The organism is Serratia marcescens (genome assembly GCF_029846115.1).
Classification (GTDB): Bacteria; Pseudomonadota; Gammaproteobacteria; order Enterobacterales; family Enterobacteriaceae; genus Serratia; species Serratia marcescens_L.
In genome coordinates this window covers 4,904,159-4,918,412 of the sequence record NZ_JARVZZ010000001.1, presented here as the reverse complement: position 1 = coordinate 4,918,412, position 14,254 = coordinate 4,904,159, and the positions used below count along the sequence as shown (strand labels likewise).

Annotated in this window: 15 protein-coding genes, 1 tRNA gene and 1 rRNA gene; 9 read left to right on the top strand and 8 right to left on the bottom strand. The window is 58.6% G+C overall.

Annotated features, from left to right (window positions below):
- Positions 1-41: 41 nt before the first annotated feature.
- The 3 genes from dtpD to QDT79_RS23530 are packed head-to-tail and all read left to right on the top strand — an operon-like array spanning position 42 to position 3,195.
- Positions 42-1,493: a dipeptide permease DtpD gene (gene dtpD / locus QDT79_RS23540; RefSeq protein ID WP_308317138.1), complete on the top strand. Its 1,452-nt coding sequence runs from the start codon at positions 42-44 to the stop codon at positions 1,491-1,493.
- A gap of 56 nt (positions 1,494-1,549) precedes the next feature.
- The gene (tilS, locus tag QDT79_RS23535) at positions 1,550-2,881 is read left to right on the top strand and encodes a tRNA lysidine(34) synthetase TilS (protein ID WP_308317137.1); all 1,332 of its coding nucleotides are present in this window, start codon (positions 1,550-1,552) and stop codon (positions 2,879-2,881) included.
- Positions 2,881-3,195, top strand: a complete 315-nt coding sequence (locus QDT79_RS23530; protein ID WP_063990775.1) for a c-type cytochrome — start codon at positions 2,881-2,883, stop codon at positions 3,193-3,195. The genes tilS and QDT79_RS23530 overlap by 1 nt, the downstream gene beginning before the upstream one ends.
- Positions 3,196-3,245: 50 nt before the next feature.
- Here the strand turns inward: QDT79_RS23530 and rof are convergent, their stop codons facing one another.
- Entirely contained in the window at positions 3,246-3,509 is a 264-nt protein-coding gene (gene rof, locus QDT79_RS23525) for a Rho-binding antiterminator (protein ID WP_004931991.1), read from the bottom strand.
- Entirely contained in the window at positions 3,496-3,696 is a 201-nt protein-coding gene (locus QDT79_RS23520) for a YaeP family protein (RefSeq protein ID WP_004931993.1), read from the bottom strand. Before QDT79_RS23520 ends, rof begins: the two co-directional genes overlap by 14 nt.
- Positions 3,697-3,909: 213 nt before the next feature.
- Here QDT79_RS23520 and QDT79_RS23515 point away from each other — a divergent pair, with 213 nt between their 5' ends.
- Genes QDT79_RS23515 through nlpE form a run of 3 tightly spaced genes read left to right on the top strand, consistent with a single transcriptional unit; the run spans position 3,910 to position 5,588 of the window.
- Positions 3,910-4,458 (top strand): YaeQ family protein, encoded by a 549-nt coding sequence (locus QDT79_RS23515; protein WP_063990776.1) that lies wholly within the window; start codon positions 3,910-3,912, stop codon positions 4,456-4,458.
- Between the two features lie 3 nt (positions 4,459-4,461).
- A complete protein-coding gene (gene arfB, locus QDT79_RS23510; protein WP_063990777.1) occupies positions 4,462-4,875 on the top strand; it encodes an alternative ribosome rescue aminoacyl-tRNA hydrolase ArfB in 414 nt (137 codons plus the stop codon).
- A gap of 29 nt (positions 4,876-4,904) precedes the next feature.
- Positions 4,905-5,588 (top strand): envelope stress response activation lipoprotein NlpE, encoded by a 684-nt coding sequence (gene nlpE / locus QDT79_RS23505; RefSeq protein WP_063990778.1) that lies wholly within the window; start codon positions 4,905-4,907, stop codon positions 5,586-5,588.
- 60 nt (positions 5,589-5,648) lie between these two features.
- Here the strand turns inward: nlpE and proS are convergent, their stop codons facing one another.
- The 6 genes from proS to metN all read right to left on the bottom strand — a co-directional run bounded on the left by proS (position 5,649) and on the right by metN (position 11,243).
- Positions 5,649-7,367, bottom strand: coding sequence for a proline--tRNA ligase (proS, locus tag QDT79_RS23500; RefSeq protein WP_063990779.1), 1,719 nt, complete (start codon positions 7,365-7,367; stop codon positions 5,649-5,651).
- Between the two features lie 120 nt (positions 7,368-7,487).
- Positions 7,488-8,195, bottom strand: coding sequence for a tRNA (N6-threonylcarbamoyladenosine(37)-N6)-methyltransferase TrmO (gene tsaA, locus QDT79_RS23495; RefSeq protein ID WP_063990780.1), 708 nt, complete (start codon positions 8,193-8,195; stop codon positions 7,488-7,490).
- A complete protein-coding gene (rcsF, locus tag QDT79_RS23490; RefSeq protein ID WP_025304011.1) occupies positions 8,192-8,596 on the bottom strand; it encodes an envelope stress sensor lipoprotein RcsF in 405 nt (134 codons plus the stop codon). Before rcsF ends, tsaA begins: the two co-directional genes overlap by 4 nt.
- Before the next feature lie 114 nt (positions 8,597-8,710).
- Positions 8,711-9,526: a MetQ/NlpA family lipoprotein gene (locus tag QDT79_RS23485; protein ID WP_063990782.1), complete on the bottom strand. Its 816-nt coding sequence runs from the start codon at positions 9,524-9,526 to the stop codon at positions 8,711-8,713.
- Positions 9,527-9,565: 39 nt separating this feature from the next.
- Complete coding sequence (locus QDT79_RS23480) at positions 9,566-10,219, bottom strand: methionine ABC transporter permease MetI (RefSeq protein ID WP_004932010.1); 654 nt, start codon at positions 10,217-10,219, stop codon at positions 9,566-9,568.
- A complete protein-coding gene (gene metN / locus QDT79_RS23475) occupies positions 10,212-11,243 on the bottom strand; it encodes a methionine ABC transporter ATP-binding protein MetN (protein ID WP_004932012.1) in 1,032 nt (343 codons plus the stop codon). Before metN ends, QDT79_RS23480 begins: the two co-directional genes overlap by 8 nt.
- 188 nt (positions 11,244-11,431) lie before the next feature.
- Between metN and gmhB the strand changes: the two genes are divergently transcribed.
- The 3 genes from gmhB to QDT79_RS23460 all read left to right on the top strand — a co-directional run bounded on the left by gmhB (position 11,432) and on the right by QDT79_RS23460 (position 14,144).
- The gene (gene gmhB / locus QDT79_RS23470) at positions 11,432-11,995 is read left to right on the top strand and encodes a D-glycero-beta-D-manno-heptose 1,7-bisphosphate 7-phosphatase (RefSeq protein WP_015378880.1); all 564 of its coding nucleotides are present in this window, start codon (positions 11,432-11,434) and stop codon (positions 11,993-11,995) included.
- Between the two features lie 392 nt (positions 11,996-12,387).
- Positions 12,388-13,929 (top strand): 16S ribosomal RNA (locus QDT79_RS23465).
- A gap of 139 nt (positions 13,930-14,068) precedes the next feature.
- A tRNA-Glu gene (locus QDT79_RS23460) sits at positions 14,069-14,144 on the top strand.
- Positions 14,145-14,254 lie beyond the last annotated feature (110 nt).

Genomic DNA, 14,254 nt, shown 5'->3' with positions numbered 1-14,254 from the left:
GCGCTTCCCCTTTGCCGTTCACCGACTGATGGGAGACCTCCATGAAAACACCCTCACAGCCGCGCGCAATTTACTATGTCGTAGCCATACAAATTTGGGAATATTTCAGCTTTTACGGCATGCGTGCGTTACTGATTCTCTATCTGACCCACCAACTCGGCTATACCGACAGCCACGCCATCGATCTCTACAGCGCTTACGCTTCGTTAGTTTACGTCACTCCTATTTTGGGCGGCTGGCTCGCCGACCGCCTGCTGGGCAATCGCGTCGCGGTGATTGCCGGCGCGGCGCTGATGACGCTGGGGCATATCGTGCTCGGCCTGAGTGCGGTCTCCGCCCAGTCGCTCTATCTGGCGCTGGCCATCATCATCTGCGGCTACGGCCTGTTCAAATCCAATATCAGCTGCCTGCTGGGCGAGCTGTATCCGGCGCAGGACTCGCGCCGCGAAGGGGGGTTCTCGCTGCTGTACGCCGCCGGTAACGTCGGGTCTATTTTGGCGCCGATCGCCTGCGGGTTGGCGGCCGAGCGCTATGGCTGGCACGTCGGCTTTGCGTTGGCCGGGATCGGCATGTTCGCCGGCCTGGCGATCTTCCTGCTCGGCGGGCGCCACTTCCGCCATACCCGCGGCGTGAATGCACCGCTGATGCGCGCCAAAAGCCTGGGCTTGCCGCACTGGGGTTGGCTGCTGGCGGCGCTGCTGGCATCGCCGTTGTTCTTCACGCTGCTGTTTGTGCACGACTGGGCCGGCTATTTGCTCGGGCTGGTATGCGTGGTGGCGGTGGTGCTGGTGGCGCGCATTATGCTGCGTGCGGACGCCGGCCAGCGCCGGGGGCTGTGGCAGATCGTTGTGCTGATGCTGCTGGGCACGCTGTTCTGGGCTTTCGCCCAGCAGGGCGGCAGCTCCATCAGCCTGTTTATCGATCACTTCGTCGATCGGCGCTGGTTCGGCTGGACGGTGCCGACCGCGCTGTTCCAGTCGATTAACGCCTGTGCGGTGATGCTGGGCGGCGTGGCGCTGGCATGGCTGGCGAGCGGCGACGGTACGGGCGATCGCACGCTGCGCATCTGGTGCAAGTTCGCCTTCGGTCTGCTGTTGATCGGCGTCGGCTTTGCGCTGATGGCGCTCAATACGCGGCTGCACGGGCCGGGATCGATGGGGCTGATGATCGCCGGCCTGGCGGTGATGGGCTTTGCCGAACTGTTTATCGATCCGGTGGCGATGGCGCAGATCACCCGGCTGAATATCCCCGGCGCCACCGGCGTGCTGACCGGTATCTATATGCTGGCGACCGGTTCGATTGCCAACTACCTGGCGGGCATTATCGCCAATCAGACCGCCGAGGATCACATCGAGGGGGCGGCGATGCAGGCGTATGGCCGCATTTTCGCTCAGATCGGCTGGGGAGCGGCCGGATGCGCGCTGGCGGTGATCGCGGTGCTGGGTGGCTGGTGGTTGCTGACGCGGCGCCAGGCCCGGACGGTTAATGCTTGATTGATGATGGTAGGCGGGGTTAACGTGCAGCTATGTAGAAGTAACAAAGCCTACCGATGAATACTGATCAATTAACGACGCGGGTGGCAGACCAGTTGGGCGCGCAGCAGCGGCTGCTGGTGGCGTTCAGCGGCGGCCTGGATTCCAGCGTACTGCTGCATGTGCTGGCGGCGTTGCGCCGCCAGCGTCCGGCGCTGCAGCTGCGTGCGCTGCACGTGCATCACGGCCTGAGCGCTTTCGCCGACCGCTGGGTTGAGCATTGCCGCAGCCGCTGCGCCGACTGGCAGATCCCGCTGACGGTGACGCACGTGCAGGTGGACGCCCGCCAGGGCGGCATCGAAGCGGCGGCGCGTGCGGCGCGCTATGCCGCCTTCAGCGCCGCCCTAATGGAGGGGGAAGCGCTGCTCACCGCCCAACACCTCGACGATCAAAGCGAAACCTTCCTGCTGGCGCTCAAGCGCGGCAGCGGGCCGGCGGGGCTGTCGGCGATGGCGGCGCGCGCGGCGCTGGGTGAGCACCTGCTGTTGCGGCCGCTGTTGGGCTGTTCGCGTCAGACGCTGGAAAGCTACGCGCAACGCCACGCCTTAACCTGGATAGATGACGACAGCAATCAGGACACGCGCTTCGATCGCAATTTCCTGCGGTTGCAGGTGCTGCCGCAACTCAATCAACGCTGGCCGCACTTCGCCTCGGCGGTGGCGCGCAGCGCCGGCCTGTGCGCCGAGCAGGAGCAGCTGCTGGACGAACTGCTGGCGGAACCGCTGCAAAGTCTGTTGGCGGCGGATCGATCATTGGCGATCGACGGCCTGACGGACTGTTCGCCGATGCGGCGCTTCGCCTTGCTGCGGCGCTGGATCGCGTTGTTTAACGTCACCATGCCGGCGCGTGAGCAGCTTCAGCGCCTGTGGGAAGAGGTGGCGCTCAGCCGAGAGGATGCCGAACCGCAGCTGCAGCTCGGCGCCTATCAGATTCGCCGTTTCCGCGGCCGGTTGCACCTGTTGCCGCTGCTGGCGGCGCTGCGCGATGTGCATCTGCCTTGGCAGCCTGACGAGCCGCTGGTGCTGCCGGACGGGCTGGGGCAGCTGATTGCCGGTGAGGGCGAGCTGGCGCTGCGTGCGCCGCAGCCGTCGCAGCGGATCAGCATTCGCTTCGGCGGCGCGCAGGGTACGGTGCGCATCGTGGGGCGCGCGCATTCGCGGCCGATAAAAAAACTGTGGCAGGAGCTGGGTATTCCGCCCTGGCAGCGTGAACGCATCCCGTTGATTTATTATGATGAGCAGCTGATCGCCGCGCTGGGCGTATTCGTCTGTGAAGCGGGGCTGGTGCCGGAAGGCGAACGCCCGTGGCGGCTGCGCTGGGAAAAAAATCATAATCGCGAGGAACAATAATGAAGTTTGTGGGGATCACGCTGTTGGCCGCCGGTCTGTTCAGCCTGCCGGCGTTGGCGGCGGGGGATGCGGCGGCCGGCCAGGCGAAAGCCGCCGCCTGTGCGGCGTGCCACGGCGCGCAGGGCAAGGTGACGGTGCCGATGTATCCGAACCTGGCCGGGCAGAATGCCATGTACCTGCAGCACGCGTTGCAGGCGTATAAGAAAGGGGAGCGCAACGGCGGCCAGGCCGAGGTGATGAAGGCCTACGTGTCGGGGCTGTCGGATGACGATATCGCCGATCTGGCGGCCTATTACGCCAGCCTGAAGCCTTAAATGACGAGGGCAGCCATTGGGCTGCCCTGTTGGGATGGGGTTACCGCTGCTCAGTCCGACAGACTGACGACCACGGTACCGATTTCCGGATGACTGAAACTGCTGATATGGTCCAGGCGCAGGTCGCGCTGCTGGCCGTTCTGTTCGATGGTCAGATACTCAACGCGTTTCTTTTGCAGCAGGTCGATCGCCTTGGCCTCGATCACTTCTCCGTCGCGTAACTCCAGCTTCAGAATAAGTTTATGCTGACAGGCGAGTTCCAGGTTGTCGTAGTCATCGCAATTGATGGGTTGGTACTCATCATTCATCAACATAGTCGCTCACCAATAAGTTAGCGGCGGCAAAGGCCGCCTGTTCCCTAACGGAGGACGGTAGCGCATCGTTCGCTGCGACATCGTCCAATGCCTTTAACGCACAAGCCAGCGCATCAGGCACGTAGCCAAGATCTCCACTGCCAATCTCGGCGTAAGTACGGCGTACTAACTCACAGTATTGTTGCACAGTTTCCTCCCTTAAGAACCTCTGCATCATCAAGACTACTATCGCGATGAGGCGCAGGCTCTCGGAGTTTTATCCTATCCTAGACGACTATAGCACAGCTGTTATGGAGTTATCAGCACCCCGGCACGCCTTTCGCACTGCCGCGCCCTGGCCGCGCTGGCGGCGTTCGGCCCTGATCAAGTACACTGTCGCCGGATAATAACGAGGTCACCCATGGCGCTGAAAGCAACCATTTATAAAGCCGCGGTCAATATTGCTGATATGGATCGTCACTTCTACCACGACGCCACGCTGACGCTGGCGCAACACCCGTCCGAAAACGAGCAGCGCATGATGCTGCGCCTGTTGGCCTGGATCTGCCATGCCGACGAGCGGCTGGTGTTCACCAAAGGGCTGAGCGCCGACGACGAGCCGGAGATCTGGCAGCGCAACGACCACAATGGGTTGGAAATGTGGATCGAGATGGGGTTGCCCGACGAAAAACGCATCCGCAAGGCCTGCAACCAGTCGCCGCGCGTGGTGTTGTACGCCTACGGCGAGCGCGCCGCGCACGTGTGGTGGCAGGGAATGCAGGGCAAGGTGGTCGGCTACAAGAACCTGAGCGTGCGTTTCCTCGACGACGAGCAGTTGGCGCGCCTGACGGCATTGGCCAGCCGCACTATGACGCTGCAGGCAACGCTGCAGGAGGGAACTATTTGGCTGTCCGATGCTCAGAATAGTCTGGAAATCCAGTTTGCCGAGTGGCAGCGGGCGCAGGTGTGACCGGTGCTCGAACTGTCAAGAAACGTAGCCATACCGGATAATGAGCTGGAATTGACGGCGATCCGCGCGCAGGGCGCGGGCGGCCAGCACGTGAACAAAACCTCAACGGCGATCCATTTGCGCTTTGACATCCGGGCATCCAGCCTGCCAGAGTATTATAAGGAAAGGCTGCTGGCGCTGAATCATCATCTCATTACCGCTGATGGCGTGGTGATTATCAAGGCGCAAGAGTATCGCAGTCAGGAATTGAATCGTGAAGCGGCGTTGGCCAGGCTGGCCGCGCTGATTCAGCAGGCGATGGTGGTGGAAAAAACGCGCAAGGCGACCAAGCCGACGAAAGGGGCCAAACTGCGTCGCCTGGAAGGCAAGACACGTAAAGGCGCCACCAAAGCGCTGCGTGGCAAGGTTCGCACTTAGGAATACATGAACACAGTAGGAGAATAACTGTGAAGAAAATTACGGTAGCCCTGTTCCTCGCGGCAGGCGCACTCTCGTTGTTGGGATGCAACAATCATTATCAGCCGAAGGAACAACCGCTGCAGGCGATGCCGCAGAGTTATCAAGGGCTGTTGCCTTGCGCCGATTGCGGCGGTCTGGATACGGCGCTGTTCCTGGATGAGGACGGCACCTTCGTGCTGCAGGAAACCTATCGCGGCACCAAAGACGGCGATCAGACCTTTGCCGATTACGGTAAATGGGCGCGCACTGCGGATAAACTGGTGCTGACCGACAGCAACGGCGAAAAACGCTATTTCCGTCCGGTGGGCAAGAGTCTGGAAATGCTGGATCGCAGCGGCGTGCCGATCGAGTCCAAACTGAATTACCGCCTGGATCCGGTCGAGAAGCCGTTGCCTAAAACGCCGATGACGTTGAAAGGCAGCTACACCTATATGGCGGACGCGGCGGTCTTCAAGGACTGCGCTACCGGCAAAACCTTCCCGGTGGATAACAACATCGCGCTGGAGCAAGGTTACGCCAAAGCATATAAGACCGCCGGCGAGCCGGTATTCCTGACGTTCAGCGCGCATTTCAGCGTGCAGCCGTCGATGGAGGAAGGTCTGACCGAGAAGGCGCTGGTGCCGGACGGTAAAATCGCGTTCGATCGCAGCAAGAACTGCAGCAGCAAATAAGCGATTTCGGATATAAAAAAACCCGCGTGAGCGGGTTTTTTATTTTCTGGCGTTCGTCGTTTAGCGTTTGATCTGGCCCAGCAGGAAATCAACGATTTCGCCGGTTTTGATCATTTGCTTCTCGCCGACGCGGCGGTTCTTGTACTCGATCTCTTCGTTGTCGAGGTTACGGTCGCCGATAACGATAGAGTGCGGCACGCCGATCAGCTCCATATCCGCGAACATCACGCCCGGGCGTTCTTTGCGGTCATCGAGGATCACGTCGATGCCGTGGGAGCGCAGGGTGTTGTACAGCTCTTCGGCCAGCGCCTGCACGCGGAACGACTTGTGCATGTTCATCGGCAGAATAGCGACCTGGAACGGCGCGATGGCGTCCGGCCAGATGATGCCGCGTTCGTCATGATTCTGCTCGATGGCGGCGGCCACGACGCGCGTAACCCCGATGCCGTAGCAACCCATGGTCAGCACCTGATTGCGGCCGTCTTCACCCTGCACGGTCGCTTTCATCGCTTCCGAGTACTTGGTGCCGAGCTGGAAGATATGGCCCACTTCGATGCCGCGTTTGATCAGCAGCGTGCCCTGACCGTCCGGGCTGGCGTCACCTTCCACCACGTTACGGATATCGGCCACCTGCGGCAGCGGCAGATCGCGCTCCCAGTTGATGCCGAAGTAGTGTTTGCCGTCAACGTTGGCGCCGGCGCCAAAGTCGCTCATCGCCGCCACGCTGCGGTCAGCAACCACCGGCATCGGCAGGTTGACCGGGCCGAGTGAACCCGGGCCGGCGCCGACGATGGCGCGAATTTCTTCTTCGGTGGCGAAGGTCAGCGGCGCGGCAACCTGCGCCAGCTTCTCGGCCTTGACTTCGTTCAGCTCGTGATCGCCGCGCACCAGCAGGGCAACCAGCTTGTGGCCGCTCTCTTCGGTGGCGCGCACCATCAGCGTCTTCACGGTTTTTTCCACCGGCAGCTGGAACTGCTCGACCAGTTCAACGATGGTTTTTGCGTTCGGCGTATCCACCAGACGCAATTCTTCGCCGGCCGCTGCGCGTGGAGCCGCCGGCGCGACCGCTTCCGCCAGCTCGATGTTGGCGGCGAAGTCGGAACCGGTGGAGAACACGATATCGTCTTCACCGCTGTCTGCCAGCACCTGGAATTCGTGCGAGGCGCTGCCGCCGATCGAGCCGGTATCGGCCTGCACCGGGCGGAAATCCAGGCCCATGCGGCTGAAGATTTTGCTGTACGCTTCGTACATCGCGTCGTAAGTCTCCTGCAGAGACTCCTGTGAGGTATGGAAGGAGTAGGCATCCTTCATCAGGAACTCACGGGAACGCATCACGCCGAAACGCGGGCGCACTTCATCACGGAACTTGGTCTGGATCTGGAAGAAGTTCAGCGGCAGCTGTTTGTACGAGCTGATCTCGTTGCGGATCAGATCGGTGATCACTTCTTCATGCGTCGGGCCCAGCACGAACGGGCGGTCGCCGCGATCGACGAAGCGCAGCAGCTCGGGGCCGTATTGCTCCCAACGGCCGCTTTCCTGCCACAGATCGGCAGGCTGAACCACCGGCATGGACACTTCGATCGCGTTAGCATTGTTCATTTCTTCGCGAACGATGTTTTCAACCTTTTTCAGAACGCGCAGGCCGGTCGGCAGCCAGGTGTAAAGACCGGAGGCCAGCTTGCGGATCATCCCGGCGCGCAGCATCAGCTGGTGGCTGATCACTTCGGCGTCGGCAGGTGTCTCCTTCAGTGTGGAGAGCAGATATTGGCTAGTACGCATGGTGTTTTGGTTCCGTTAGAACTGCAAATTGCATCGGGCTGCCAGAGTGGCGGCCAAAAGTGACAAAAGTGGTTTAGTTTACCAGCGCGAGCGGGTCGCCAAAAGAGAGGCGGCGGAATTTTAACGCGGGTCGAGCGCCAACACTTCGGTATGACCATCCACGACGCGCCAGCGCACGTTGAAATCCAGCAGCCAGACAGCGTAATCCCGTTCGACGCCCTCTCCTTTACGATAGGCGGGACGGGGGTCTTGCGCCAGCACCTGGCTGATAAAACGCCTTAATTGCGGGTAACGCGCCTGATGTTGCTGCAGCTGCTGCTCGGCCTGTGGCGCGAAACGTACCGGCATGTCGCCGGCGGGCGCGGCCTGGGCAAAGCCGGCGCGGGCCTGCGGCTGGCTTTCGGCGAACGGCAGATACGGCTTGATGTCTACCACCGGGGTACCGTCGACCAGATCGAGGCTGCCCAGCTCCAGCGTCACTTCGCCGTTTTTTACCCGCACGCCTTTCAGTTCGATCAGGGACATGCCGAGCGGGTTGGGCCGGAAGGTGGAGCGGGTGGCGAACACGCCCATGCGGGCATTGCCGCCTAAACGCGGCGGACGCACCGTCGGCCGCCAGCCGCCTTCCAGGGTTTGATGGAAAATGAACATCACCCACAGATGGCTGAAATCGCTGAGGCCGCGTACCGCCTCCGCCTGGTTGTAGGGCGGCAACAGCAGCAGTTCGCCGCCACCGTCTTCGACCAGCCCCGGCTGGCGGGGAACGGCGAATTTTTCTTTATACGGCGAGCGGATCACGCCGATCTGCTCGAAAACGAATTCGGTCATTTGGACGAGACGTTAAGCGCCGAGCCCTGGCAGACGGCCTGCTGGTAACAACCGGCGACGCCGCTGACGATCTGGCAGTCGTGCAGCAGCACGGCATTGGCCTTCATGTAAGACGCGCGGATTTGCATGCGTTTACGGGCGGTGGCCAGATTCGGTGGGGAGTCTTGTACGGTGGTTTGGCACGATTCGCCAGACACTTCACCCAGATCGCGGAACGGCTTGCCCACGAGCTCTTCTGCACTTTTGTACAGTTTTACCGGAGCGGGGCGGGCGGCCGGCGTAGTTTTGGCCGGGGCGGTGGTGGTCGGCTTGCTGGTGCTGTTTGTTGAGGACGGCGCGATACGTTGCGATGAACATCCGGCCAGCGCGAGCGCTAACAAACAGAGAGGTAAAACACGCATTGAGATTCCTCTGCCTTAATGAAAGTGGCGCTATTGAAGCAATCTATGGCGGAAATAACAAGACGGGCCTTGGCCCGTCTTGCAATTATAGGAATAAAATTGGCGAATAAGCGCTTACCAGCCTTTCACCGCCCCGCCGTTGAAGATTTTGTTGGCGGCGGCGTCCACTTCGTCAGACTGATAGGCCTGCACGAATTTCTTCACGTTTTCCGCATCTTTGTTATCTTCGCGCGCAACCAGCAGGTTGACGTAAGGCGAGTCTTTATCTTCCACGAACAGGCCGTCTTTCGCCGGCGTCAGGCCGATCTGGCTGGCGTAGGTGGTGTTGATCACCGCCAGCGCGATCTGCTGATCGTCCAGAGAACGTGGCAACTGAGGCGCTTCCAGCTCAACCAGCTTCAGGTTTTTCGGGTTCTCGGTCACGTCCAGCACGGTCGGCAACAGGCCAACGCCGTCCTTCAGTTTGATCAAGCCGACTTTCTGCAGCAGCAGCAGCGAACGGCCCAGGTTGGTCGGATCGTTAGGCAGTGCGATCTGAGAACCCTCTTTCAGCTCGTCCAGCGATTTGATTTTCTTGGAGTAACCGGCAATCGGGTAAACAAAGGTGCTGCCGACCGGCACCAGCTTGTAGCCGCGATCTTTGATTTGCTGATCCAGGTACGGCTTGTGCTGGAAGGCGTTCAGATCGATATCGCCTTTGCTCAGCGCTTCGTTAGGCAACACGTAGTCGTTGAAGGTTACCAGCTCAACGTCCAGACCGTATTTCTCTTTCGCCACTTTCTGAGCGACTTCAGCCACTTGCTGCTCAGCGCCGACGATCACGCCGACCTTGATATGGTTTGGATTCTTTTCATCCTGGCCACAGCCCGCCAGAGCCAGAGTGCCGATCAGTGCGCCAATTGCCGCGATGGATTTAAATTTTAACGACATATCCCTTCCTCATTAGACTCGCATTAACATGCTGTGAAACTATTTATGGGTAACGGCTTTGACGATGCGATCGCCGCAGAACTGGATCAGATAAACCAAAACTACCAGTAATACTAATACGGTATTCATCACTGTGGCGTTATAACCGATATAACCGTATTGGTAACCGATTTGGCCCAGGCCGCCGGCGCCGACCGCGCCGCCCATGGCGGAGTAGCCCACCAAGGTGATCAGCGTGATGGTTGCGGCGTTGACCAGACCCGGCAAGGCTTCCGGCAGCAACACTTTCTTGATGATCTGCATCGGCGTGGCGCCCATGGCGCGCGCCGCTTCCACCAGGCCGGACGGGATCTCCAGCAGGGCGTTTTCCACCATGCGCGCGATGAACGGCGCGGCGCCCACGGTCAACGGCACGATGGCCGCCTGCAGACCGATAGAGGTGCCGACGATCATGCGGGTAAACGGAATCATCCAAACCAGCAGGATAATGAACGGGATCGAACGGAAGATGTTCACCAGCCCGGACAGGATTTTATACAGCGAGTTGTTGGCGATGATTTGCCCCGGGCGGGTGACATACAGCAGCACGCCTACCGGCAGGCCGAGCACGAAACCGAAGAAGCCGGAGACAAAGGTCATCATGACGGTTTCCCACACGCCACGCGCCATCAACCACATCATTGCCTCAGACATAACCCAGAACCTCTACTTTTACCTGATTTTCTTGCAGGAACTTAATCGTCGCCAGCGCGTCTTCGTCGCTGCCGTGCAGCTCCGCCAGCATCACGCCGAATTTCACGCCGCCGGCATAATCCATCTGGGCGCTGATAATGTTGTTGTTCACGTTGAAGCGGCGAGCGGCTTCAGACAGCAGCGGCGCATCGACCGACTGGCCGGTGAATTCCAGGCGCAAAAGCGGCTGGCGGTCGCCCTGACGTTCCGGCGACAGGCGCGCGGCGTAGTCGTCCGGGATATCGAGATGCAGCGTGGACTGAATGAACTGCTGGGCCAGCGGGGTTTTCGGGTGCGAGAACACTTCGCTGACGCTGTCTTTTTCGATCAGCTGCCCCTGGCTAATGACCGCGACCTGGTCGCAGATGCGTTTCACCACGTCCATTTCGTGGGTGATGAGCAGAATGGTCAGGCCCAGGCGGCGGTTGATGTCTTTCAGCAGTTCCAGGATGGAACGGGTGGTGGCAGGATCCAACGCGCTGGTGGCTTCGTCGCACAGCAGTACTTTCGGGTTGCTGGCCAGCGCGCGGGCGATCGCCACGCGCTGTTTCTGGCCGCCGGACAGGTTGGCCGGGTAGGCGTCGTGTTTGTCCGCCAGGCCGACCAGCTCCAGCAGTTCGGTCACGCGCTTTTTGATCTCGGCGCGCGGGGTATTGTCCAGCTCCAGCGGCAGCGCCACGTTGCCGAATACCGTGCGGGAAGAGAGCAGGTTGAAGTGCTGGAAGATCATGCCGATTTGGCGACGGGCGCGCGTCAGTTCGCTTTCCGACAGCGAAGTCAGATCCTGACCATCGACCAGGACCTGGCCGGACGTTGGACGCTCCAGCATGTTGGCGCAGCGGATCAGCGTGCTTTTGCCGGCGCCGGAAGACCCGATAACGCCATAGATTTGCCCGGCAGGGACGTGAAGGGTCACGTCAGAGAGCGCGGTAATGGTGCGCGAACCCTGCTGGAACACTTTAGTAATGTTAGAAAGTTTAATCATATTCTTCTTATTTTAGCGTGGTTGCCCGTGGCTAGATAAAAGTAAACCTCGGCGTGGAACCAAGGTATGGATCAGATGTTAAGGCGTCTAGACGTCCAAGTCAACGGCCAACGACGTTCTCCGGCGTTCTCAGTGCGGGGTAAAACATGCGATACTGTCAGCGTATACAGGCCCTCAGGAGCAAAGCGGTGACACAAAGCGTTCCAGCAATTTTTCTCGATCGTGACGGTACGATTAACGTTGACCATGGCTATGTCCATGAAATCGACAATTTCCACTTTATTGACGGCGTGATTGACGCCTGTCGCGAACTCAAAAAGATGGGCTTCGCGCTGGTGATGGTGACCAACCAGTCCGGCATTGCGCGCGGCAAGTTCAGCGAAGACCAATTTATGTACCTGACCGAGTGGATGGACTGGTCGCTGGCCGATCGCGACGTCGACTTCGACGGCATCTATTTCTGCCCGCACCATCCGGAGGCAGTAGTAGAAGAGTATCGTCAGGTGTGTGACTGCCGTAAACCGCAGCCGGGCATGCTGCTGCAAGCGCAGCAGGAATTGAACATCGATATGGCCGCTTCTTATATGGTGGGCGATAAACCGGAAGATATGCAGGCGGCGATCGCGGCCGGCGTTGGCACCAAGGTGCTGGTGCGTACCGGCAAACCGGTGACCGAGCAGGGCGAAAAGCTGGCCGATTGGGTGCTAAATAGCCTGGCGGACCTGCCGGCAGCCATCAAAAAGCGGGTTTAATAGGCGTTACGAATGAATAGTGAGCGGTCAGATAAAAAATGCATATTATCGCTTGTCATTCTGAACCGACTCCCTATAATGCGCCTCCATCGACACGGCGCAAGTGATTCACTTCACACAGCGGCCGGGAAGAAAGAGAAAAAATCCTGAAAATTAGGGTTGACTCTGAAAGAGGAAAGCGTAATATACGCCACCTCGAGTTAGCAAGCGAAAGCGCCTAACTCACTGCTCTTTAACAATTTATCAGACAATCTGTGTGGGCACTCCACAAGACGATATCCAGCATCTTCGGATGCAAAAAAATATCAAGTCTTGAAGAGTGACTAACTGAAGTAAAATTCATGCAGTAAATCTTTGAGCATCGCTTCTCGAGTGGAAGCAAATCAAGCTTTTAATTGAAGAGTTTGATCATGGCTCAGATTGAACGCTGGCGGCAGGCTTAACACATGCAAGTCGAGCGGTAGCACAGGAGAGCTTGCTCTCTGGGTGACGAGCGGCGGACGGGTGAGTAATGTCTGGGAAACTGCCTGATGGAGGGGGATAACTACTGGAAACGGTAGCTAATACCGCATAACGTCGCAAGACCAAAGAGGGGGACCTTCGGGCCTCTTGCCATCAGATGTGCCCAGATGGGATTAGCTAGTAGGTGGGGTAATGGCTCACCTAGGCGACGATCCCTAGCTGGTCTGAGAGGATGACCAGCCACACTGGAACTGAGACACGGTCCAGACTCCTACGGGAGGCAGCAGTGGGGAATATTGCACAATGGGCGCAAGCCTGATGCAGCCATGCCGCGTGTGTGAAGAAGGCCTTCGGGTTGTAAAGCACTTTCAGCGAGGAGGAAGGTGGTGAACTTAATACGTTCATCAATTGACGTTACTCGCAGAAGAAGCACCGGCTAACTCCGTGCCAGCAGCCGCGGTAATACGGAGGGTGCAAGCGTTAATCGGAATTACTGGGCGTAAAGCGCACGCAGGCGGTTTGTTAAGTCAGATGTGAAATCCCCGGGCTCAACCTGGGAACTGCATTTGAAACTGGCAAGCTAGAGTCTCGTAGAGGGGGGTAGAATTCCAGGTGTAGCGGTGAAATGCGTAGAGATCTGGAGGAATACCGGTGGCGAAGGCGGCCCCCTGGACGAAGACTGACGCTCAGGTGCGAAAGCGTGGGGAGCAAACAGGATTAGATACCCTGGTAGTCCACGCTGTAAACGATGTCGATTTGGAGGTTGTGCCCTTGAGGCGTGGCTTCCGGAGCTAACGCGTTAAATCGACCGCCTGGGGAGTACGGCCGCAAGGTTAAAACTCAAATGAATTGACGGGGGCCCGCACAAGCGGTGGAGCATGTGGTTTAATTCGATGCAACGCGAAGAACCTTACCTACTCTTGACATCCAGAGAACTTAGCAGAGATGCTTTGGTGCCTTCGGGAACTCTGAGACAGGTGCTGCATGGCTGTCGTCAGCTCGTGTTGTGAAATGTTGGGTTAAGTCCCGCAACGAGCGCAACCCTTATCCTTTGTTGCCAGCGGTTCGGCCGGGAACTCAAAGGAGACTGCCAGTGATAAACTGGAGGAAGGTGGGGATGACGTCAAGTCATCATGGCCCTTACGAGTAGGGCTACACACGTGCTACAATGGCATATACAAAGAGAAGCGACCTCGCGAGAGCAAGCGGACCTCATAAAGTATGTCGTAGTCCGGATTGGAGTCTGCAACTCGACTCCATGAAGTCGGAATCGCTAGTAATCGTAGATCAGAATGCTACGGTGAATACGTTCCCGGGCCTTGTACACACCGCCCGTCACACCATGGGAGTGGGTTGCAAAAGAAGTAGGTAGCTTAACCTTCGGGAGGGCGCTTACCACTTTGTGATTCATGACTGGGGTGAAGTCGTAACAAGGTAACCGTAGGGGAACCTGCGGTTGGATCACCTCCTTACCTAAAGATATTAGTTCGAGTGGCGTGCTCACACAGATTGTCTGATGAAAAGTAACGAGCAAAGCGCTACCTGTTGATGCCATGAGTCATTCATGCTGATACGAACCGATTAAGTTATTCAGTTTAATCGGATTTTCGTGTCCCCATCGTCTAGAGGCCTAGGACACTGCCCTTTCACGGCTGTAACAGGGGTTCGAATCCCCTTGGGGACGCCATTCCGATAATGAGTGAAAGACATTATCACCGGTTAGCGATAACCGAAAAAATCTTAAAGATGACTTGCGAGTCATGTTTAAGATATTGCTCTTTAACAATCTGGAACAAG